Below are 20069 nucleotides of genomic sequence, written 5' to 3'. Positions count from 1 at the left end.
AGGCGCTGGGCACCGCGCCCCAGAAGATCGCGACGGGTTGCCCGTTCTGCCGCGTGATGCTCAACGACGGCCTCACCGCCCGCCAGAACGAAGGCACGGCGTCGGAGGACGTCGAGGTCCTCGACGTGGCGCAGCTGCTGCTGTCGTCGGTGAAGCGCGGCGGCGACGGCGCATCCGCCCCGGTCGCCGAACCCGCCACCGACGGCAAGCCCGAGACCGGCGGCGAGGCCGAGGCGAACGGCAAGGCCGACGTCGGCACCGACGCCGAACCGACCGGCACCCCGCTCCCGGACCAGGACAAGCCCGAGAGCTGACGCACTCACGCGAAGAAGGGGCAGGCCCGCGACGGGCCTGCCCCTTCTTCTTGTTCAACCACCGATCGACTTCACATCGCCTGCAACGCGGCCACGGACTCGACCAGTCCGTCGCCGCCCAACCTCCCGAGCACATCGCCCACGGTCCGAGGTGGATGGGTGCACGAGTCGGCCATCCGTTGGAGCGCCGCGTAGACCGCAGCGTGGTCGAGGTGCACCTGGTCGAGCACGAACGCGTCGGGGTGCTTCGCCTCGATGTTCCAGTTCGCCAGTGCGCTGCGGGGGAAGTCCTTCAAGTTCCGGGTCACGATCACTTGCGCGCGCTTTGATCGCCGCGGCCAGTACGTGCCGGTCGTCGGGGTCGGGCAGGGAAACCGCTTCGATCAACGGCTCGTGACCTGTGACCAGGCAGTCCCGGACGGCTCGGAGCATCAGCTCGCGCGTGCGCTCGAGCTTGCGCGAATCGAGTTCCGGACGATTGCGCCGCAGGTTGCGGAACGTCTCGTCCAAGATCTGATCGGTCCACTTGGCCTGCACCAATCCTGCCTGAGCCAGCCTGATCAGCAGGTCGCGCAGTCCGCTCGGGTACAGCACGTTGGCGTCGTAGACGACGATGAACGCCACTGTCAGTCGAGTCCCATCTCCTGGGTGAGCTCGGTCAGCTCGTCGGCGGCCGAACGCCGGTTCTGATCATCCCGGCGCAAGTAGGCCAACACCGATTCGGCGCGGACCCGGCGATGCGTCCCGACCTTCCGGTGTTCGATCTCCCCCGCCTCCAGCAGTCCGACGAGGAAGGGACGCGAGACGTTGAGCATGTCCGCCGCCTGCTGCGTCGTGAGCTCGGCGTGGGAAGGCACGACGGAGACGCCGGTCCCGGCGGCCATGTGGGCCAGCACGCGAGCGAGGAGCTCGACCGCGCCGCGGGGCACGATCAGCGCCTCGCCACCGTCGTCGTCCACGACGAGCGGGATTCGACGCTGGTCGCGATGTCTACCGAGGTAGCCCTTGATCCGTTGCAGCGCTTCGTCCGCGGCCGCCGCGTCGGCGCCGTCGGGCTGGATCGGGTCGAGCGCGAGCGGAGCCATGTCGATTTCCTCCTGGACGACGACCTGGTCGGACATTCGAAGTATCCGCAACAATCGAAATAATCGCAACAAGCTCGCCAGAACGCGAAGAAGGGGCAGGCCCGCGATGGGCCTGCCCCTTCTTCTTGTTCAACCACCGAGCCCCGGTGAGGTGGCGGGACTCGGCGGTCGGTCCCGCGCGGTGACCTGGGTCAGCCGGCGATCTTCCCGGCGACGAAGTCGCTCACCGGCATGCCCTTGTGGTGACCGGCCTTGCTGTTGCCGTTGCCCACGCCGTTGCCGTTGACGCCGCTCTGGTGCACGCCGACGTTGGTGCCGTCCTGGTTGTTCGTGACGTATCCGTCGGCGAGCGCCGCGGGGGCGGCGAGGGCGCTCAGGCCGAGCATGATCCCGGCGGTGGCTGCGGTCTTCGCGAACTTCGAGAGCTGCATGAGTACCTCTCCGTCGTCCAGTCGGTTCGGCGTCGCGCTGTGTCGATCGCCGGGATCAGTCCTACGGGGTGAAGGTCGACTCAGCGCGCCCCAGCGGCCATTGCCACCCGACCCGGTGGCCCAAATCGCGAGAACGGGGTCACTTCCGAACCGCCGAGCACGAGCCGTAACCAGCACAGACCACGCGTTCGGGTGCTTGATTCGAAAACACTTGCGAACGAGGTGTCCGGGTCGGCAGCGTGGAGACATGACCCGCTCCGGAAGCAAAGGAACGATGACCATGGATGCCGCGCGGCCTCGTGAACGCGCGGAATTCGACCCGCTGATCGACCTGTACGGCGGGTGGACCCCGGAGCTCGCCGACCGGTACCTGCCGATCCACGGGATGCCGCCGGTCAAGTACGAGTGCCTGAACGGCAAGCTGCTCGTGAGTCCGCACTTGGGCGCCGCGAACTCCCACCCGGCCTGCACGATCGTCGCACGTCTGCGCCCACCTGCTCGTGATCGGGGCGGAGGCGCTTACACCACGCTGAACATCCGGCTCGCACCCGACAGCTGGATGCAGCCGGACTTCGCGGTGCTCCGCGAACCGGCGGGAGATCAAGTCTGGATTCCCGCGCATCAGGTGCTGTCGGTCGGCGAGTGCGGACCGCCCTCGACCCGCCGGGCCGACCGGATCGACAAGCCCGCGCGCTGCGCGGAAGCGGGCGTCGAGTTCTTCATGCGCGCCGAAATCTCCTACGCGCAACCGCATGCCCAGGTCTCGCTGCTTCGCCTGAACGACACGGGGTACCAGGTCCACGTCGAAGCGTCGGCCGGGGCGCGGTTCGAAACCGAGATCCCGTTCCCGATCTCCTTCGACACCGCCGAACTGCTGGAGGAGTGATGCCGTGAGGTCAGCGCGGTAACCGCTGGAGGAACGAGCGCCACGCTTCGGTGGTGAAGGCGAGCGCGGGGCCATCCGGTTCCTTCGAGTCCCGCACCGCAACCGCAGGTCCGGCGAACGCGACTTCGACGCAGTTGTTTCCAAACCCGCCGCCGCTGCGGCTGCTCTTCCGCCAAGTTGCCAGGCCGCGGGCTACCTCGATGCAATTGCCGTTGTTCCCGCCGCCACTACGGCTAGCCTTCTTCCAGGTCACGGCCGATAGATCAACCGAGTACATTGCTCCTCGCTCAGGTTCAGCAATCACAGCTCACGGGCAATCCGTCCAATCAACTCGACCGTGGCGCCAGCTGTCAACGCGTCGGCTCTCAGCTGCTCGAACACCAGCCTGGCTCGGCGCACTTCACTGTTCTTCTCAACGTGAATCGAGCCCGCAGGATGGGCGATGTACAGCATCTCGTCGTCGGCCGGGTCAGGGAATTCCAACAACGTGAACGCACCGTCGAGCCCGATGTGCGGTCCGGCAGAGGCAGCGAGCACGCGAAGATCGATCGTGTCCAAGCTGATCACCTCAAGCACGTGCGTCAGCTGTGAGCGCATCACATTCGGCTCGACCATGGGTCTGCGGAGTGCCACCTCATCAACTACGGCGGTCAACCGGAGCGGCTGCTCAGAGTCGAAGAGCTGCTGCTGCCGAATCGACCGGACCGCTACCTGGTCATCGAGCTCGCGCTGAGACCGACGTAGCCGGTCGGCCGCGAAGATCGCTCGCATGTAGTCCTCGGTTTGGAGCAGGCCCGGGATGTACATCAGGGAGAGTTCGCGGACCCAGGAGGCTTCGGTCTCCAAGTCGACATAGCCACGATCCTCCACTCCGTACGCCCGCCACCAGCCTTTCTGCTTTGCTGCGCGGGCGAGGTCGAGGACGTCGGGGTCGTAGCTGTCGTAGAGGTCCATCATCGAGCGGGCCTCGTGCACGGTGGCCGCGGTTTCGCCGGTTTCCTTGCGGCTCAACGCGCTCTTCGACATGTCCAGCTCGCTCGCGGCCCGGTCCTGGGTCATCCCGGCCTGTTCGCGCAGCCGCTTGATGGTGCGCGCGAGCCGGCGCCTGCGGAACGTGGGACTGGTGCGGGCCACCGGACCTCCCGGACTGGGTTCGATGCCGCCACCATGATCGCAGCGGGAATCCGGTAGCGGGATTCCCGATTCCGGTGATCCCCACCTGCGCAGCGGAGCCACGTGAGTCCCGTGTGGACAGTGAACTTCGAGCTGTCCGCAGATCGGGAGGAACACCAGCATGGAACGCGCGAAGTTGTTCGGCCTGGCCGAAATCGACCCCGACACCGACGAGCCCGACCCCGAGCAGATCCGCCTCTGGGGCATGGAACTGCCGGAGGGCCACGCGGTCGTCTACTGGCGAGCCAGCGGCAGGAGCCAGGTCGCCACCTTCGCCTCCGCGAGCCGAGCCGCCCAGCGCTTCGGCCCCCTCTACGACCTCGCCCTCGTCTACCCCTGAGTCCACCCCGCGTTGGCGGGTGAACGGACCGTTCGCCCAATCTCATTGGACGAACGGGCCGTTCACTCGACCCGACCGGCACCGTTGCGGCGGCGGACCGTGGAGAGCGGTTCGGGTGAACGGACCGTTCGCCCAATCACGTTGGACGAACGGGCCGTTCACTCGAAAACCGGAACCCCGTGCGGTCAGCGGGGCAGGGAGGCGAAGAACTCGCGGACGTCGGCCGTGAACAGGTCCGGGACTTCGGTGGCGGGGAAGGTGCCGCCGCGGTCGTGCTCGGTCCAGCGGACGATGTTGTTGAGGCGTTCCGCGAACGGGCGCACGGGGGCGAGCACGTCCTTCGGGAACACCGCGACGCCGTGCGGGACCCGGCCGATTTCCAGCCCGGCCAGCGCACCTTCGGCTTCGGCGTGCTCGGCGGTGTCGGGAGTCTCCACGAAGGACCGCGCCGAGGAGTGCGCCGTGCCGGTCAGCCAGTACAGCATCACCGTGGTCAGGATCCGGTCGACGCCGAGCGCCTCGTCCGGCGACTCGACGCAGTCCGTCCACTCCCGCAGCGCACCGACGATCCACGCCAGCTGCCCGACCGGGGAGTCCGCCAGCGCGAACGCCAGCGACCGCGGCTTGGTGGACTGGATGAGCTTGTAGCCGTAGAGCTCGTTCATGTAGCGCTCCCACGACGCCATCCGCGCGTGGTCCACCTCCGTGAGCTCCTCCATTTCGCCGGGAGCGCCGGTGGGGAACGTGATCAGCCCGTTGGTGTGCACGCCCACGACTCGTTCCGGGGCGCGGAGCGCGACTTCGCGGGAGATCCAGGTGCCCCAGTCGCCGCCCTGCACGCCGTAGCGCTCGTAGCCGAGGCGGCTCATCAGCTCGATCCACGCGCGCGCGATCCGCTCGGAGCCCCAGCCGGATTCCGCCGTGGGGCCGGAGAATCCGTAGCCCGGCGGCGACGGGATGACCAGGTGGAACGCCTGAGCGCCTGCGGCTCCGTGCCCACGCGGGTCGGTCAGCGGGCCGATCACGTCGAGGTATTCGGCGATCGAACTCGGCCAGCCGTGCGTGAGCAGCAGCGGCAGCGCGTCCGGTTCGGGCGAGCGGACGTGCAGGAAGTGCACCCGCTGGCCGTCGATCTCGCTGGTGAACTGCGGATGCTCGTTGAGCCGCGCCTCCTGCTCCCGCCAGTCGTAGCGGTGCCGCCAGTGCTCGACCAGGCCGTGCAGGTACTCGACGGGCGGTCCGTGCTCCCAGCCGCTGTCCGCGACCTCGTCCGGCCAGCGCGTGCGCGCCAGCCGTTGCGCCAGGTCGTCCAACTGCTGCTGGGGGACCTCGATCCGGAACGACTCCACCGCGCACCTCTCCCGCACCCAGTTACGTACTTTGTACGGTACACACTACGCGGACGGGCGGGTGCGGACGTGCGAAGGCGCCCCGGGCGAACAGCCCGGGGCGCCTTCGAGGGGAGGAGCGGTCAGCTGCCCATTTCCTCCAGGGAACGACCGTTGGTCTCCTTGAGGTAGCGCAGCACGAACACCAGCGAGATCACCGCGAACAGCGCGTACATGAAGTACGTCGCGGGCAGGTTCCAGTCCCGCATGCTCGGGAAGCTCACCGTGACCAGCCAGTTCGCCACCCAGTTCGTCATGGTGCCCACGGCCAGCGCGGCGGCGCGGATGCGCGGCGGGAACATCTCGCCGAGCAGCACCCACATCACCACGCCCCAGGACGAGGCGAAGAACAGCACGAACGCGCTCGCGGAGATCAGCGCGACGACGCCCCAGCCCGGGGGCAGCACCGCGTCCTCACCGACGACCTGCGCGAAGCTGAACGCCCAGCCGGTGACCGCGAGCGACACCGCCATGCCGATGGAACCGATGACCAGCAGCGGCTTGCGGCCGATCTTGTCGACCAGCGCGATCGCGATGAACGTACCGACGATGTTCACGATCGAGGTGAACAGGCTCAGCAGCAGGGAGTCGCTCTCCTGGATGCCGACGGACTGCCACAGCGACGACGAGTAGTAGAAGATCACGTTGATGCCGACGAACTGCTGCAGCGCGGCGATCGCCATGCCGACCCACACGATCGGCAGCACGCCGAACTTGCCCCGCAGGTCGGAGAGCTTCGGCTTGCGCTCGCCGAGCGCCGCGCGGATCTCGTCGATCTTCGAGTCGGGGTCGCCGGCCTCGATCTTCGCGAGCACCGAGCGGGCCTTGTCGACCTGGCCGGCGGCCACGAGGTAGCGCGGGGACTCCGGGATCAGCGACGACACGACCAGGTAGACCACGGCGGGCACCGCGGCCACGCCGAGCATCCACTGCCAGGCCTGCAGCGGCCCGAGCAGGTTCGAGGCGCTACCGCCCGCGGCGGCGGCCAGGCCGTAGTTGACCAGCTGGGACAACGCGATGCCCAGCACGATCGCGAGCTGCTGCAGCGAAGTCAGCCTGCCTCGATAGGCCGCGGGCGCGACCTCGGCGATGTAGGCGGGGGCGATCACCGAGGCGATGCCGATGGCGATGCCACCGACGATCCGCCAGATCGCCAGGTCCCAGATCGCGAACGGGACGGCGGAGGCGATGGCGCTGATGACGAACAGCACCGCCGCGATCTGCATGACCTTGATCCGGCCGATCCGGTCGGCCAGCCCACCGGCGATGGCCGCGCCGACCGCGGACCCCAGCAGGGCCGACGAGACGACGAGCCCGGTCAGGGCCGACCCGACGTTGAAGTGGGCCTGAATGGCATCGACACCGCCGTTGATCACGGACGTGTCGTAGCCGAAGAGGAAGCCGCCGAGCGCCGCCGCGCTCGCGATCATCACAACGTGCCCCAAGTGCCCGGTCGTGGCACCGTCGGCGCGCGACTGCGTAGTCGACATCGAGTTCTCCTGTGCCCGCTCGCCGGTGAGCCACCTTGCACACCTGGGGAGAGCGCCGGGCTCTGGGGACTTTAGGGTCTGAACCACCACTTTTCTTCCACGATTCAGGGTGAGCATGCTCACCGTGGCGACTGAATCGTTCACGTGGTAGTTAGGTGCGTGCGCAACGTGTGCACCCAACGGGCTCACCAGCGCCGATATTCAGACCTGAGACCGATCGGGCGAGGAATCTTCAGCCGGTCGGCGCAGCGGCTCCTGCACCGGACGGGCATGCGCGAACGGCCGATCCGATCGATCCGACCGGAGGAGCGGGCCCGCCACCCCGAACGCCCTCGCGCGGGTGTTGCCGAAATGAGAGCTCGCCGAGATCAGTCGCGCCGGGTCTCGACGCGCTGGAAGTTGAGGTGGGCGCGCGACGGCGTCGGCCCGCGCTGGCCCTGGTACCGGGAACCCGCGTGCGTCGTGCCGTACGGGTGCTCGGCGGGGCTCGACAACCGGAACAGGCAGAGCTGCCCGATCTTCATCCCCGGCCACAGCGTGATCGGCAGATTGGCCACATTGGACAGTTCGAGCGTGATGTGCCCGAAGAAGCCGGGATCGATGAACCCGGCGGTGGAGTGCGTGAGCAGCCCGAGCCGCCCCAGCGAGGACTTGCCCTCCAGCCGCCCGGCCAGATCGTCCGGCAACCGCACCGACTCGTAGGTCGACCCGAGGACGAATTCGCCCGGGTGCAGCACGAACGGATCGTCACCGGTCACCTCGACCGGCGAGGTGAGTTCGTCCTGCTGCTGCGAAGGATCGATGTGGGTGTACTTCGAGTTGTCGAAGACCCGGAAGAACCGGTCCAGCCGCACGTCGATGCTGGACGGCTGGATCATGGCGACGTCGAACGGATCGAGTTCGAGTCGGCCCTCGTCCAGCTCTTTGCGCAGGTCCCGGTCACTCAGCAGCACGCGCACAGCGTATCCGCCGCACCCTCAGCGATCTTCGTCGCCCGCCATGTTAGAGTTGGCGGCGCCGGAAACGGCACTGCGGATGTAGTTCAATGGTAGAACATCAGCTTCCCAAGCTGAATACGCGGGTTCGATTCCCGTCATCCGCTCAACACACGAAGGCCCAGGTCAGAGCGTTGATCCGCTCCACCTGGGCCTTCGTCGTTCCACGGTGAAATTGCGGCGTCCGCGGTTCGGCGAGGAGCCCTACGATCACGAGGTGCGAGTAGACCTGGTGACGATCGTCGTGGACGACTACGACCGCGCCATCGAGTTCTTCGTGCGCACCGTGGGTTTCGAGCTGGTCGAGGACTCGCCGTCGCGCACGAACGACGGCAGGCCGAAGCGGCGGGTCGTGGTGCGACCGCCCGGCGGCGGAACCGGAATCCTGCTCGCGCGGGCCGACGGCGCGCGCCAGGACGCCGTGGTCGGCGATCAGGTCGCGGGCCGGGTGGGCTTCTTCTTGCGGGTCGACGACTTCGACGCCACCTACGAACGCCTGGTCGCCGCGGGAGTGGAGTTCGCGAGCGCACCGCGCGCGGAACCGTACGGGCGGGTCGCGGTGTTCTCGGACGTCGCCGGGAACCGGTGGGACCTGCTCGGCCCGGCCTGAGGCCTGCCGCACCGAACGGCACCCTCCAGGAATCGTGGAAACCGTTGCGCGCCAAGGGGACGCGCGTTCACCCGCGGGGGCGGACGTGGGTGTCGAGGTTGGCGAGGATCAGGTTCCAGGGGATCTTCTGCTCCAGGCCGCTGCGCGGTTCGTGCGGTTGCCACAGGTCGTCGCCGGTGAGCAGGTGCACGCCCGCGTCCTGCAAGGTCGAGGTGTGCGACTTCCACGCCGGGTGGCGGTGGTGCGCGGCGTTGACGGTGGGGAAGACGACGACCGGTGCGGTGCCCGCCCCGATCGCTTCGACCACGGTCGTCATCGCCTGGCTGTCGCCCAGGCCGAGCGCCAGCTTGCTGACGGTGTTGGCCGTCGCCGGGCACACCAGGAAGCAGTCGATCGGCGGGTGCGGGCTCGGTTCGGAGGGCATCCGCGGCTCGATCCGGCAGGGCAGTCCGGTGACCTGGGTGATCCGGTCGACCTCGCCCGAGGCCGCCAGCCATGCCCCGGCGGTCGGGGTGAGCGTGACCGCGACCCGCCAGCCGCGAGCCATCGCCGGTTCGATCAACCCGGTGCGGATGTGCTCCACTCCGCCCGCCGCCGATCCGATCAGGGCCAGGGTGCGCGTCGCGTCGATCATTCGACAATCATGACCGAATCGGCGGCCGTTGCGGGCCGGAGCCGAGCGCTCAGCGGCGGAAGATGAGCAGGCGCTGGGTGAGGAAGTTGAACGAGGTGCCGATGCCCTGCGACACCACCCAGGCGATCGTGACCTGCCACGGCGACGTCGGCAGCGAGTGCCGGACCAGCGAATAGATCGTCAGGATGAGCACGAAGGTCGCGGCGTACACGGCGGCCACCGCGACCGCCTCCTTCGCGTCCCGGCGGGAGACGAAGGTCCAGCGGCGGTTGAGCAGGTAGGCGGTGGTGCTGCCGAGCACGAAGCTCAGCGCGCGGGCCGGTTCCTGCCACACCCCGAAGGTGACCATGACCAGCAGGCTTCCGTAGTCCGCGGTGGCGCTGACCACGCCCACGAGGCCGAACCGCAGGAGCTGCCCGAGGAGCCCGTCCGGCCTCGAACGCGTGCGCTGCTCCGCTGTTCCCGCTGGCAACACGCCCCCACCTGACCGGTTCCTCCCTTTCCACGCTACCCGATCGGCCGAGCGCGATCACCGGTCCGACCGCTGCCCGCGGAGGGATCGGGTCCGGGCTCGCGGGCGTCGGCCGAGGCCGGGGAGCTCCGCCGCGCCACCGCGAGCCGCGAACCCGATCGGGCCGGGATCACGCGTGCGCGGCGCCCGCCGGGGGCGGCACGGTGCTCCCGGCGGGTTCCGGGCGCGACGCCACCGCGCGGGCCGCGGTGATCCCGCCGTAGACGATCAGCCAGATGCCGAGCAGGTACGTCAGCGTCACCAGGCCCAAGCCCGGGTACGCCAGCAACACCACGCCGGCGACGATGCCGAGCAGCCCGGCCGCCATCGCCCACCCCCGCGAGGTCACGTGCGTCCTGGTCACCGCGTGGAAGGTCTCCAGCACCCCGTTCACCGTCCAGAACAACCCCAGCACCAGCGGGAAAGCCACGGCCGACTGCACCGGGTACCGCAGCACGACCACGCCGGCGAGGATTCCCAGCACCGCCAGCATGATCTGCACCGCCGTGCCCTTCTCCTCGGACGCGAGCGCGCTGCCGAACCAGAACACCCCGCCCACGAGCAGCTGCACGCCCAGCAGCACGGCGATCACCAGGATCGTCGCGCCCGGCCAGGTCAGCACCGCGATGCCCGCGATCACCGACAGCACGCCGAACGCCAGCAACCAGCCCCAGGAACGCCCCATCCGACCCAGCGATTCGTGGACCGCGCTGGATTCCTCCGTCGACCACGCCATGACGACTCCCCGAACTCGCCCTGATCCGTCAAGGCAACGGTGCGCCGCGGAGTCGTGCGCCCCCAGGGCACAAGGTCCTCCCGCCGACTAGCACTCGGCGAACGCGGCGTCAACGGACCGGCGGCACTGTGCCGGGCGCGGACGCGGGTGTGCGCTGCCTGCACCCTGCCGGGCACTGCGATGAGGAGGTGGGTGCGATGCCGGTGCTGCTGCGCACCCTCACCAGCGGAGAGACGAGCCTCGAAGACGGCGAGCTCGACGCACTCCGCGCCGGATTCCGGGGACCGCTCATCGGCCCCGGCGACGACCTGTACGAGCAGGCCTGCGTCGTGCAGAACGGGATGTTCCACCGGCGGCCCGCGCTCATCGCCCGGTGTTCCGGCACCGCCGACGTCGTCGACGCCGTGCGGCTCGCCCGGGACCACGACCTGCTGATCGCCGTGCGCGGCGGCGGGCACAGCGTCGCCGGGCACAGCATCCACGACGGCGCGCTGCTGATCGACCTGTCCGCCATGCGCGGCGTCGACGTGGACCCGCAACGCCGGGTCGCGCGCGTGCAGGGCGGCGCCACCTGGGGCGACGTGGACCGCGAGACGCAGCTGTTCGGGTTGGCGGTGCCCGGCGGGATCGTGTCCAGCACCGGAGTCGGCGGCCTCACCCTAGGCGGCGGCATCGGCTGGCTGCACCGCGCGCACGGGCTGGCCTGCGACAACCTCCGGTCCGCTGAGGTCGTCACCGCCGACGGGAAAGTGCGCCGGGCCGGGCCGGAGGACCCGGAGCTGCTGTGGGCGTTGCGCGGCGCGGGCGGGAACTTCGGCGTCGTCACCGCATTCGAGTTCGACGCGCACCCGTTGGGGCCGACCGTGGCCAACGGCACCGCGATATACCCGGCGGCCGACGCCGGGCAAGTGCTGCGCGCCTGGCGGGATTGGGCGAGCGGGCTGCCCGACGAGATCACCACCCGCGCCGTGCTCTGGACGCTGCCGGCGTCCCCCGCACTGCCCGCCGAACTGCACGACCAGGACGTGCTCATCATCGGTGCCGTGCACGCCGGGCACGTCGAGGACGGGATGACCGCGCTCGAACCGATGCGCCGGTTCGGCACTCCGCTCGCGGACCTCAGCGGGCCCGCTCCCTACACCGCGGTGCAGCAGGCCTTCGACCCGTTCTTCCCGAAAGGCGGGCTGCTCAGCTACTGGAAGTCGCTGTACTTCCGCGAACTCGACGACGCCGTGCTCGACCTGCTGGTGCGACGCGGCCGGGAACGGCCGCACCCGGTGACGATGCTGCACGTCCCGCTGCTCGGCGGCGCCGCCGGACGGGTTCCCGCCGCGGACACCGCGTTCGGCGACCGGAACGCGGACTACCTGCTCAGCGTCGACGCCAACTGGACCGACGCCGACGACACCGCGCGCGCCGTGCGCTGGGTGCGGGACGTGTTGGCGGAGGCCGAGTCGATGCCCGGAGCGGCCGGGACGTACCTGAACTTCAGCGGTGAGGCGGTGCTCGACCCCGGCGCTCGGGCGTCGGCCTACGGCGACAACCTGGAGCGCCTCGGGCGCGCGAAGGCGCGGTACGACCCGCACAACCGCTTCCGGCTCAACAACAACATCCCGCCGCAGGGCTGAGGATCGGTCAGATCGGGGGCTGCGGGTCGTACTCGATGCCGCGCCGGACCTCCCGCGCCCGGGACGTTCCCGCGAACCGGGCGACGAGGTGCAGCGCCATGTCGATGCCCGCCGAGACGCCGGCCGAGGTGATCACGTCGCCGTCGTCGACGAAGCGGTCCTCGCCGCGCACCTCGACGGTCGGGTCCAATTCGGCGAGCAGTTCCAGCGAACGCCAGTGCGTGGTGGCGGGCCGCCCGTCGAGCAGGCCGGCGGCGGCGTACACCAGCGATCCGGTGCACACGCTGGTCATCAGCGGCACCGCCGCGCGCTGCTCGCGCACCCAGGCGAGGTGGCGCTCGTCGGTGAGCATCGGCCGGGTGCCCTGGCCGCCGGGGTGCAGCAGCACCTCGAACTCGGGGGCGTCGGCGAAGGAGTGCCCGGCGGAGACGGTGAGGCCCTTGGCGCACTCGACCGGCCCGCCGTCGCGGGACACCGTCGAGACCGCGTAGCCGTCGTCGGGGAAGCCGCGGGTCCAGAAGGACAGCACCTCCCACGGGCCGATCGCGTCGAGCTCCTCGACCCCGGGGAACAGCAGGATGCCGATGTGCCTGGTCATGCGCCCTCGATCCTCGCCGGTGCCGCGATCAGCCGCGGATGTGCTGGGACGCCGTGCGGGCCGCGGCCTGGACGGCGCGGCGGTCCACCCGGGTCGGTTCGCGGTCGTGCAGCACCTCGGTGCCCGCCACCCACACGTCGCGCACGCTGCGCGAACCCGCCGCCCACACCAGGTTCGACAGCAGCTGCTCGTCGGGGGTGTCGAGGCCCGTCGCGAACGCCGGGTTGTCCACGTCCAGGTGCACGATGTCGGCCCACCGGCCCGGTTCCAGCGCGCCGATGTCGTCGCGGCCCAGCGCCGCCGCCCCGCCGCGGGTCGCCGCGAGCAGCGCACTGCGCGCGCTCAGCGCCGTCGCGTCCCCCGTGGACAGACGGGCGAGCATGCCCGCAAGCTGCACCTCTTCCCACAGGTCCAGGTCGTCGTTGCTGGACGGCCCGTCGGTGCCCAGGCCGACGGGGATGCCCGCGGCGAGCATGTCGACGAGCCGCGCGGTGCCGGAGGCGAGCTTCGCGTTGGAACCGGGGCAGTGCGCGATTCCGGTGCCCTTGCGGGCGAACAGCGCGATGTCGGCGTCAGACAGGTGCACGCAGTGCGCGGCGAGCACCCGGCCGTCCAGCATCCCCACCTCGTCGAGCAGCGCCGGGACCGAACCGAACTTCTCCCGCTGCTCCCGGTCCTCGTCGGCGGCCTCGGCCACGTGCACCTGCACCAGCGCGCCGCGCCGCTGCGCGGACTCACCGATGAACCGCAGCGCCTCCGGCGGCAGCGTGTACGCGGAATGCGCGCCGTAGCCCAGTTCCACGCGTTCCGCCGGGCCGAAGCGGGTGCCGTCGGCGTCGATCCACTTGCTGATGTCGTCGACCATGCCCTGCCACGAACCCATGCCCTCCAGGTCCGGAGTGGAGATCACGGCCGGGGCCAGCACCACTCGGGAGCCGACGGCCAGCACCGCCTCGACCACCGACTCGCCGGAGAAGTACATCTCGGCGCTCGTGGTGACCCCGGCGCGCAGCATCTCCACGGCGCCGAGCTCCATGCCCGCGCGGATGTCGCCGGGCCGCAGCCGCGCCTCCGCGGGCCAGATCACTTCGCGCAGCCAGCGCAGCAGCGGCAGGTCACCGCCCATGCCGCGCAGCAGCGTCATCGGGCTGTGGGCGTGCGCGTTGATCAGGCCGGGCAGCAGGATGCCGCCGCAGTCGCGGACCTCGGTCTCCTGCGCGCGCGGCGGCGCGCCCTCGCGGGGCCCGCAGTAGCTCACCCGCCCCTGCTCGTCCACGTCCACCACGGCGTCGCGGATCACCGACCCGGTGGCGTCGCAGGGAACGGCGATGGGGGCGTGCAGGCGCAGAGCGGTCGACATGAACGCATTCTGCCGCAGCCCTCCACACCCCCGGAACCGCGCACAGGCCCACGCCTCGCCCCTGATCTTGCAGCGCCAACCGACCGCCACCACCGACCATCGTCCTGTCAGCGGCGAAGCCGCTGAGCAGTGACCACGCACGCAACCGGCACCGCCGCGGGTTCTCAGTCGTCTTCTCGCGAGGACAGCTTTTTCCCTCGTGGCGGAGCCACTAGGGAAAAAGATCCCGCAGCGAGAAGACGACTGAGGTTCCGCCACCCGTCCCCTACGCAGGCCAAGAGCGGAGACAAGCAGTTCACTCCTCCATGAGGCCGCTTCGCCATGCCCAGGACGCCGTTTCGACGCGGTTGCGGGCGCCGATCTTCGTCTGGGCCGCGGCCAAGTGGGTCTTCACCGTGGACAACGACATGAACAGCTCCGCGCCGATCTCGACGTTGGTGAGCCCGCGCGCCGTCGCCCGGACCACGTCGAGCTCCCGCTCGGTGAGCGCGTCCCGCAGCGGTTCCACGGTGCGGCGCGGCCGTTCCGGCGGCTTCGCGAAGTGCTTCAGCAGCCGCACCGTGATCTGCGGCGACACCAGGGCGTCCCCGCGCGACGCGGCGTGGATCGCCTCGATCAGCAGCGCCGGACCGGCGTCCTTGAGCAGGAATCCGCTGGCGCCGTTCGCCAGCGCCGACGCCACGTAGTCGTCGAGGTCGAAGGTGGTCACCACGACGACCTTGATCGGGTCGGCGACGTCCGGGCCCGCGAGCTGCTTGGTCGCCTCCAAGCCGTCCAGGCCGGGCATCCGGATGTCCATCAGGCACACGTCGGGGCGCAGCTCCTTGGCGCGGCTCACCGCGTCCAGCCCGTTCGCGACGTCGGCGACGACTTCGATGGAGTCCTGCGAGTCCAGGATCATCCGGAAACCGGCCCGCACCATCTCCTGATCGTCCGCGATCAGCACCCGGATCATCGGTACATCCTCCTCGTCGTGCCCCACGCGCGCACTCACCCGGCCGCGCGTTCGGCCAGCGGCAGCCACGCTTCGACCCGCCAGCCGGTGCCCTCGCCGGGGCCCGCGCTGAACCGGCCGCCGAGCAACTCGATGCGCTCGCGCATGCCGACGAGACCGTATCCTCCGGAGCCGCCGACCGGTGCGGTGCGCCTGCCGGAACCGTTGTCGGTGATGCGGACGTGCAGGTGTTCCTGCGGGGACCGCACCGACACGAGGATCTCGGTGGCGTCCGGGGCGTGCTTGCCCGCGTTCGTCAGCGACTCCTGCACGAGCCGCAGCGCGGAGCGCGCCACCTCCTGGGGCACCTCGCGGCCGATGTCGAGCAGCAGCCGCACCTTCGGCCCCGCGCCTTCCGCCAAGGACGTGAGGTCGGCGGCCAGGTCGGTGGTGGCCTGCTCGGTGGCGCCGCTGGTTCCGGCGGGTTCCGCGCCGCGCATGCTCGCCACGAGCCTGCGCATCGCGACCAGCGCCTCCGTGCCGCTGTTGGCGATGCGCTCCATGGCTTCGGCGGCGGCCTCCGGTTTCTGCGCGGCGACCATCTGCGCGGCCTGCGCCTGCACCACGATCCCGGTGACGTGGTGGGCGACGACGTCGTGCAGCTCCCGCGCCAACGCCAGCCGCTCCGCCTGCTGGGCCTGCTCCACCGCCGTCTCCACCGTCCGGGTCCGCTCGCCGTCGCGGGTGCGGAAGTACACCCCCGACCCGACCGACAACGCCAGCAGCAACCCGCCGAGCGCGAGGGTTCGGAACGTGGTGCTGAACTCCAGCGGGCTCTCGGCCGCCCCGTCCAGGACCACGGCGATCAGCGCGGCACCGACCAGTGCGGACCCGCCGATCCACGCCTTCCGGTATGCGGCGTGCCGAACCAGGTACGCCATCAGCAGCATCCCGGCCGCCGTGGCCGTGATCGGCAGCGGCGGCAGGATCGCCGAGGACATCTCGCGCGCGCCGAGCAGCACGTTCACGACGCCCATGCAGGCCAGCGCACTGGCGCCCAGCAGCGCGGTCTCCAGCGGACGCAGCGGCGCGAGCACCGCCAGTACCGCCAGCACGACCGCCCCCAGCAGCATGGCTATCGCGTAGGGACGGTCCTCCAGGTAGGCGTTGCCTTCCAGGAACACCAGCACCGTCAGCCCCGCGATCATCGGCCATTGCCTGCTGAACAGCTCCAGCAGCGGGGCCCGCACGACCGTCGGCTGCCAACCGCGCAGGTAAGTCCCGGTGCCCATGGCCAGCAACAGCTGCAACATTCCGAACGCGAGGGTCCGGGTGTCCGGTATCGAGGAGCGCACGACCAGCGACACCAAAGCGGCCAGCGCCAGCGCACCGGTGATCGGCAGTGCCTTCAACGGCGGCAGCCTCCGGTGCGCGAACAGCACCAGCAGCACGGCCGCCGCGTTCTCGGTGGGAAGGATCGGGCCGTGCCCCAATGGATCCACCACGCGGAACAGCCCCGAAGACAGCACCAGCACCGCCGCCGCCGCCAGCCCGCACAACGCAGGATGCGAACGGCCCCGCACCGCCAACAACGCGAGCAGCGCCGCTCCCGGTAGGGCGATCAGTTCGGGGCCGCCGCGCTGCACGGCGAACGCGATGTCCACGCAGCAGAGCAGCGTCATCAGCGTGGCGAGGACCCATCGCGCCCGCACGAGACGACTGAGTCGCTGCGCCAACGAGGGGGGCGTCGGGCTGGAGCTCACGCCGCGACCCTAATGCCCGGCGACCGCCGAACGGCTTGGCCGAACGGCTCGAAAGGCTTGGCCGATCGGTCGACGAGGGATGTCCCTCCGCCCGACGCACCGGACCGCTCGCTCGCGAGAAGGTTTCTGCACACCCCAAGGCGATCCGGTGCGAACCGGCAGGTGAGAGGAGCGGACAGTGCCCACTGCATCGACGGCACCACTGCTGGAGGCGCGGAACCTGACCGCGCTGCCGCAGCTGTTCGGAGTGGACTTCACCGTCGAGCCCGGCGCGGTCGCCGCGCTCGACGGCCCGTCCCCGCAGGCCCGGACGGCGCTGCTGCAGGCGCTCGCCGGCCTGCGCCGCCCCGACGAGGGAGCGGTACTGCTCGACGGGGTGCGCCTGGACCGGCTCACCGACCACGAGCTGAGCGAGGTGCGGCGGCGCGACTTCGGGTTCGTGTTCGGCGACGGGATGCTCGTCCCCGAGCTCAACGCCCAGGAGAACTGCGCGCTGCCGCAGATGCTGGCGGGCACCGACCGCGCCGCGGCGATGGCGCTCGCGCTGAGCGTGCTGCGGGACTTCGGCCTCGACGGGATGCGGGAGCGCTTCCCCGGACAGCTCTCCACCGCTCAGGCGCAGCGGCTGACCGTCGCCCGCGCCATGGCGCACCGCCCGAAGGTGATCTTCGCGGACGACCCGGCACTCACCGAGTCCACCGTCGGCCAACTCGTCGACACCGCCCGCGCCGCGGGGATCGCGGTGGTGCTGGCGATGGCGGAGCCGTCGCTCACCGTCCAGGCGCAGCGCCCGGCCTGGTCCACGGTCCGAGCGCAGCGTCCCCGCACCGCGCGCGGCACCCGGGCGGGACGCCCCGTCCGGCTCAGCGAAGGCGTCCTGGACCTGCCGGTCGCCGCCTGAGCGCCGCGGGGAGGTTCACACCCGCTCGAAGATCAGGTCGTGGATGACCCGGCCTTCGTCGTGGGCGCGGTTCTCGAACTTCGTGACGGGCCGCCACTCCGGCCGGGGAGCCCAGCCGCCCGGCTCGTCCGCGTACCGGTTGCGCAGCTCCGGCACGCCCGAGCACACCTCGAGCATCTGCTCGGCGTAGCTCTCCCAGTCGGTGGCCAGGTGCACGAACCCGCCCGGCGCGAGCCGGGACGCGATCAGCTCCACCGTCTCCGCCTGCACCAGCCGCCGCTTGTGGTGGCGCTTCTTCGGCCACGGGTCCGGGAAGAAGATCCGCACGCCCGACAGCGAGCCCGGCTCGAAGTGCTCCCGCAGCAGCACCACCGCGTCACCGCGCAGCAGCCGCAGGTTCGCCAGCTCCAGGTGTTCGGCGCGCAGCAGCAGCTGCGCCAGGCCCGGCTTGTAGACCTCGACGGCCAAGTGGTCGACCTCGGGTGCGGCGGCGGCCAGTTGCGCCGTCGTCTCGCCCATGCCGGGGCCGATCTCCAGGACGACGGGCGCGGTCCGGCCGAACCAGGCGTCCGTGTCCAGCCGCCCCGGGGGCAGCGCGTCGACGGAGTCGCCCATCGCGGACCAGTGCCGATCCCACGCCCGCTGCTGTCCGACGGTCATCCGAGCGCCGCGCTGGACGTAGCTCACGATCGAGCGGCGATGCTGGACCTGCTGGTCAGAAGTGCTCACAGGGGACCAGTATCGCAAACCCGTCCGGCGGGGCGGCTACCAGGATTCGACGACCGGCAACGCGGCGAGCAAGCCGTCCGGACCGCTCAGCGGCAACGGCTGCGACGGCCCGTCGGTGTAGGCCGCGACCACCTGGATCCAGCCAGGGTGCCGGTCGGTGAGCGCTACCGTGGTGGGGGCGTGCCGGGTTCCGCGTTCGGAGGGCCCGTACTCCCAGTACCCGGTCTCGCCGACGCCCGCCCAGGGCACGAAGAACCAGCCGCCGCGACCGGCCAGCAGCCGGTGCACGTCGTCTTCGAGGGCGAAGCCCTCGTCGCGGGAGGCGAGCTCGCCGCGGTCCAGCGCGCGCAGCCACCACGGCGCGGGCAGCCTGCTCGCGGGTCCGTGCAACTTCCGGTAGAGCTCGAGCACCTTCTGCTCGGGAGCGGTGTGGATCCAGCTGCGGCGCATCGAGGCGGGCGCGGCGGCTTCGGCGACGGTCGGGTGCGCTTCGGTGGCCAGTGACCACTCCAGCCGCGGCACGGCCACCAGTTGGACGTCGGTCTGGGAACGCCGGTTCAGCAGCGGGTTGCGCCGCTCCGGCGAGCACTCGGTCGAATGGACCATGACCCACCTATCTGCTGTTGGGAACTCACGCGAACCGCTGTGGCGGTCGTCGTGGCGCATGCACCTCAGCGGCGTTGGTGTGGAAACACGCGTCCTGCCTATGCATTACCACAGTGCATCGATCATGTGAAGTTCTCCACCCTAGCCGCGAATCATCACATATCGGACTCGTTCGGGTGGCCAAGTCGACAGCGCGGGCGCGAGGAGGTGAAGTGGAGGTGTGGTGGAAAGCACAGTGCAGCGAGTCGAACTGGACGGCGGCGTCGCCGTCGGCGTCGACGGATCACCGTCTTCGCTGCGCGCGCTGGAGGTCGCGGCGCACGAGGCGGGCCTGCGCAGCGGTGCGCTGCACGTGGTCCGGGCGTGGAGCATGCGCACCGCCCCGCGCCCTGCGGACTGCCCGCCCGGCGCGGTGCCGAGCATGGACGCCTACCAGCAGTCGGTGGACGAGTCGACGGAGAAGATCGTCCAGGAGCACTTGGGCGACCCCCCGCCCGTCCCGATCCAGCGCCACATCGTGCACTCCCCGTCCCCCCAGGCCCTGCTCTCAGCTTCCCGAGGCGCGGACCTCCTGGTGGTCGGCCACCGAGGCAGAGGCGGCTTCGCCGGCCTCCTCCTAGGCTCAGTAGCCGAACAATGCGTCCGCCACGCAGCCTGCCCAGTCCTAGTAGTACGCCCCACCATCTGACCGCCCAGAGGCGGCAAACCCAGACCTGCCTTGCGGCGAAGCCGTGCCTTGGGCTGGCGGAGCCAAGCCTGCCTTGCGGCGAAGCCGTGCCTTGGGCTGGCGGAGCCAAGCCTGCCTTGCGGCCGAAGGCCGTGCCTGTATGTGCGAAGCACATAGCCCACGTCGAGAAGTCCTCACCGGCGGGTTCTCAGTCGGTCTCTCGCGAGGACAGCTTTTTCCCTCGTGGCGGAGCCACTTGGGAAAAAGATCCCGCAGCGAGAGACCGACTG

23 protein-coding genes, 1 tRNA gene and 2 pseudogenes are annotated in these 20069 nt (G+C 70.3%); 8 read left to right on the top strand and 18 right to left on the bottom strand.

Annotation, left to right across the window (positions count from 1 at the left end; genetic code table 11):
- Positions 1–314, top strand: a pseudogene (locus tag ACWD38_RS27225) (Fe-S oxidoreductase); the annotation flags it as partial.
- Positions 315–385: 71 nt separating this feature from the next.
- Here ACWD38_RS27225 and ACWD38_RS27220 read toward each other — a convergent pair.
- From ACWD38_RS27220 to ACWD38_RS27205, 4 genes and pseudogenes are all read right to left on the bottom strand, one after another.
- Entirely contained in the window at positions 386–622 is a 237-nt protein-coding gene (locus tag ACWD38_RS27220; RefSeq protein WP_450125199.1) for a hypothetical protein, read from the bottom strand.
- Between the two features lie 67 nt (positions 623–689).
- Positions 690–908, bottom strand: a pseudogene (locus ACWD38_RS27215) (PIN domain-containing protein); the annotation flags it as partial.
- A 32-nt stretch (positions 909–940) separates the two neighbouring features.
- A complete protein-coding gene (locus tag ACWD38_RS27210) occupies positions 941–1435 on the bottom strand; it encodes a helix-turn-helix domain-containing protein (RefSeq protein ID WP_246457124.1) in 495 nt (164 codons plus the stop codon).
- A 155-nt stretch (positions 1436–1590) separates the two neighbouring features.
- Positions 1591–1830, bottom strand: a complete 240-nt coding sequence (locus ACWD38_RS27205) for a hypothetical protein (RefSeq protein ID WP_184484242.1) — start codon at positions 1828–1830, stop codon at positions 1591–1593.
- A 274-nt stretch (positions 1831–2104) separates the two neighbouring features.
- On the opposite strand from ACWD38_RS27205, the gene ACWD38_RS27200 reads away from it, so the two are divergent.
- Positions 2105–2716, top strand: a complete 612-nt coding sequence (locus ACWD38_RS27200; RefSeq protein ID WP_450125198.1) for a Uma2 family endonuclease — start codon at positions 2105–2107, stop codon at positions 2714–2716.
- A gap of 10 nt (positions 2717–2726) precedes the next feature.
- On the opposite strand, the gene ACWD38_RS27195 is transcribed toward ACWD38_RS27200, so the two are convergent.
- A complete protein-coding gene (locus ACWD38_RS27195) occupies positions 2727–2969 on the bottom strand; it encodes a DUF397 domain-containing protein (RefSeq protein ID WP_450125197.1) in 243 nt (80 codons plus the stop codon).
- Between the two features lie 47 nt (positions 2970–3016).
- Entirely contained in the window at positions 3017–3850 is an 834-nt protein-coding gene (locus tag ACWD38_RS27190; protein ID WP_450125196.1) for a helix-turn-helix domain-containing protein, read from the bottom strand.
- Between the two features lie 160 nt (positions 3851–4010).
- On the opposite strand from ACWD38_RS27190, the gene ACWD38_RS27185 reads away from it, so the two are divergent.
- A complete protein-coding gene (locus ACWD38_RS27185; RefSeq protein ID WP_184484234.1) occupies positions 4011–4229 on the top strand; it encodes a hypothetical protein in 219 nt (72 codons plus the stop codon).
- A gap of 185 nt (positions 4230–4414) precedes the next feature.
- Here the strand turns inward: ACWD38_RS27185 and ACWD38_RS27180 are convergent, their stop codons facing one another.
- The 3 genes from ACWD38_RS27180 to dcd form a co-directional block, all read right to left on the bottom strand.
- Positions 4415–5578, bottom strand: coding sequence for an epoxide hydrolase family protein (locus ACWD38_RS27180; protein WP_450125195.1), 1164 nt, complete (start codon positions 5576–5578; stop codon positions 4415–4417).
- A 122-nt stretch (positions 5579–5700) separates the two neighbouring features.
- A complete protein-coding gene (locus ACWD38_RS27175) occupies positions 5701–7107 on the bottom strand; it encodes a sugar porter family MFS transporter (protein ID WP_184484230.1) in 1407 nt (468 codons plus the stop codon).
- A gap of 368 nt (positions 7108–7475) precedes the next feature.
- Positions 7476–8060 carry a dCTP deaminase gene (dcd, locus tag ACWD38_RS27170; RefSeq protein ID WP_184484228.1) on the bottom strand — a complete coding sequence of 195 codons (585 nt, stop codon included), beginning with the start codon at positions 8058–8060 and terminating at the stop codon, positions 7476–7478.
- A 78-nt stretch (positions 8061–8138) separates the two neighbouring features.
- Here dcd and ACWD38_RS27165 point away from each other — a divergent pair.
- Both ACWD38_RS27165 and ACWD38_RS27160 read left to right on the top strand, forming a co-directional pair.
- Positions 8139–8209 (top strand) — tRNA-Gly (locus tag ACWD38_RS27165).
- A 110-nt stretch (positions 8210–8319) separates the two neighbouring features.
- Entirely contained in the window at positions 8320–8712 is a 393-nt protein-coding gene (locus tag ACWD38_RS27160; RefSeq protein ID WP_184484226.1) for a VOC family protein, read from the top strand.
- Positions 8713–8779: 67 nt separating this feature from the next.
- On the opposite strand, the gene ACWD38_RS27155 is transcribed toward ACWD38_RS27160, so the two are convergent.
- From ACWD38_RS27155 to ACWD38_RS27145, 3 genes are all read right to left on the bottom strand, one after another.
- On the bottom strand, positions 8780–9346 hold the full coding sequence (locus ACWD38_RS27155) for a flavoprotein (RefSeq protein ID WP_184484224.1): 567 nt from the start codon (positions 9344–9346) through the stop codon (positions 8780–8782).
- Positions 9347–9395: 49 nt separating this feature from the next.
- Positions 9396–9818, bottom strand: a complete 423-nt coding sequence (locus tag ACWD38_RS27150) for a GtrA family protein (RefSeq protein ID WP_246458540.1) — start codon at positions 9816–9818, stop codon at positions 9396–9398.
- A 169-nt stretch (positions 9819–9987) separates the two neighbouring features.
- Positions 9988–10593: an HdeD family acid-resistance protein gene (locus ACWD38_RS27145; protein WP_450125194.1), complete on the bottom strand. Its 606-nt coding sequence runs from the start codon at positions 10591–10593 to the stop codon at positions 9988–9990.
- Between the two features lie 197 nt (positions 10594–10790).
- Here ACWD38_RS27145 and ACWD38_RS27140 point away from each other — a divergent pair, with 197 nt between their 5' ends.
- Positions 10791–12221 (top strand): FAD-binding oxidoreductase, encoded by a 1431-nt coding sequence (locus ACWD38_RS27140; RefSeq protein ID WP_184484220.1) that lies wholly within the window; start codon positions 10791–10793, stop codon positions 12219–12221.
- 7 nt (positions 12222–12228) lie between these two features.
- Here the strand turns inward: ACWD38_RS27140 and ACWD38_RS27135 are convergent, their stop codons facing one another.
- The 4 genes from ACWD38_RS27135 to ACWD38_RS27120 form a co-directional block, all read right to left on the bottom strand.
- Complete coding sequence (locus ACWD38_RS27135) at positions 12229–12819, bottom strand: DJ-1/PfpI family protein (protein WP_184484218.1); 591 nt, start codon at positions 12817–12819, stop codon at positions 12229–12231.
- A gap of 28 nt (positions 12820–12847) precedes the next feature.
- Positions 12848–14179 carry an amidohydrolase family protein gene (locus ACWD38_RS27130; protein ID WP_184484216.1) on the bottom strand — a complete coding sequence of 444 codons (1332 nt, stop codon included), beginning with the start codon at positions 14177–14179 and terminating at the stop codon, positions 12848–12850.
- A 295-nt stretch (positions 14180–14474) separates the two neighbouring features.
- The gene (locus tag ACWD38_RS27125; protein ID WP_184484214.1) at positions 14475–15134 is read right to left on the bottom strand and encodes a response regulator; all 660 of its coding nucleotides are present in this window, start codon (positions 15132–15134) and stop codon (positions 14475–14477) included.
- Positions 15135–15169: 35 nt separating this feature from the next.
- The gene (locus ACWD38_RS27120) at positions 15170–16825 is read right to left on the bottom strand and encodes a sensor histidine kinase (protein ID WP_343071649.1); all 1656 of its coding nucleotides are present in this window, start codon (positions 16823–16825) and stop codon (positions 15170–15172) included.
- A gap of 229 nt (positions 16826–17054) precedes the next feature.
- Here ACWD38_RS27120 and ACWD38_RS27115 point away from each other — a divergent pair, with 229 nt between their 5' ends.
- Positions 17055–17777: an ABC transporter ATP-binding protein gene (locus tag ACWD38_RS27115; protein WP_450125193.1), complete on the top strand. Its 723-nt coding sequence runs from the start codon at positions 17055–17057 to the stop codon at positions 17775–17777.
- A gap of 15 nt (positions 17778–17792) precedes the next feature.
- Here ACWD38_RS27115 and trmB read toward each other — a convergent pair whose 3' ends face one another.
- Both trmB and ACWD38_RS27105 read right to left on the bottom strand, forming a co-directional pair.
- The gene (trmB, locus tag ACWD38_RS27110) at positions 17793–18437 is read right to left on the bottom strand and encodes a tRNA (guanosine(46)-N7)-methyltransferase TrmB (protein ID WP_221316986.1); all 645 of its coding nucleotides are present in this window, start codon (positions 18435–18437) and stop codon (positions 17793–17795) included.
- A gap of 105 nt (positions 18438–18542) precedes the next feature.
- Positions 18543–19112: a hypothetical protein gene (locus ACWD38_RS27105; protein ID WP_246457122.1), complete on the bottom strand. Its 570-nt coding sequence runs from the start codon at positions 19110–19112 to the stop codon at positions 18543–18545.
- Between the two features lie 223 nt (positions 19113–19335).
- Between ACWD38_RS27105 and ACWD38_RS27100 the strand changes: the two genes are divergently transcribed.
- On the top strand, positions 19336–19800 hold the full coding sequence (locus tag ACWD38_RS27100; RefSeq protein WP_343071648.1) for a universal stress protein: 465 nt from the start codon (positions 19336–19338) through the stop codon (positions 19798–19800).
- Positions 19801–20069 lie beyond the last annotated feature (269 nt).

Source organism: Saccharopolyspora sp. NPDC002578 (genome assembly GCF_053592695.1).
This window is presented reverse-complemented; position numbering and strand designations above follow the sequence as displayed.

Bases quoted from the DNA above. Each gene is read 5' to 3' on its own strand.
- ACWD38_RS27210 (WP_246457124.1), bottom strand. From the start codon at position 1,435: ATGTCCGACCAGGTCGTCGTCCAGGAGGAAATCGACATGGCTCCGCTC.
- ACWD38_RS27205 (WP_184484242.1), bottom strand. From the start codon at position 1,830: ATGCAGCTCTCGAAGTTCGCGAAGACCGCAGCCACCGCCGGGATCATG.
- ACWD38_RS27200 (WP_450125198.1), top strand. From the start codon at position 2,105: ATGACCATGGATGCCGCGCGGCCTCGTGAACGCGCGGAATTCGACCCG.
- ACWD38_RS27185 (WP_184484234.1), top strand. From the start codon at position 4,011: ATGGAACGCGCGAAGTTGTTCGGCCTGGCCGAAATCGACCCCGACACC.
- ACWD38_RS27175 (WP_184484230.1), bottom strand. From the start codon at position 7,107: ATGTCGACTACGCAGTCGCGCGCCGACGGTGCCACGACCGGGCACTTG.
- ACWD38_RS27155 (WP_184484224.1), bottom strand. From the start codon at position 9,346: ATGATCGACGCGACGCGCACCCTGGCCCTGATCGGATCGGCGGCGGGC.
- ACWD38_RS27145 (WP_450125194.1), bottom strand. From the start codon at position 10,593: ATGGCGTGGTCGACGGAGGAATCCAGCGCGGTCCACGAATCGCTGGGT.
- ACWD38_RS27140 (WP_184484220.1), top strand. From the start codon at position 10,791: ATGCCGGTGCTGCTGCGCACCCTCACCAGCGGAGAGACGAGCCTCGAA.
- ACWD38_RS27135 (WP_184484218.1), bottom strand. From the start codon at position 12,819: ATGACCAGGCACATCGGCATCCTGCTGTTCCCCGGGGTCGAGGAGCTC.
- ACWD38_RS27130 (WP_184484216.1), bottom strand. From the start codon at position 14,179: ATGTCGACCGCTCTGCGCCTGCACGCCCCCATCGCCGTTCCCTGCGAC.
- ACWD38_RS27125 (WP_184484214.1), bottom strand. From the start codon at position 15,134: ATGATCCGGGTGCTGATCGCGGACGATCAGGAGATGGTGCGGGCCGGT.
- trmB (WP_221316986.1), bottom strand. From the start codon at position 18,437: ATGACCGTCGGACAGCAGCGGGCGTGGGATCGGCACTGGTCCGCGATG.
- ACWD38_RS27105 (WP_246457122.1), bottom strand. From the start codon at position 19,112: ATGGTCCATTCGACCGAGTGCTCGCCGGAGCGGCGCAACCCGCTGCTG.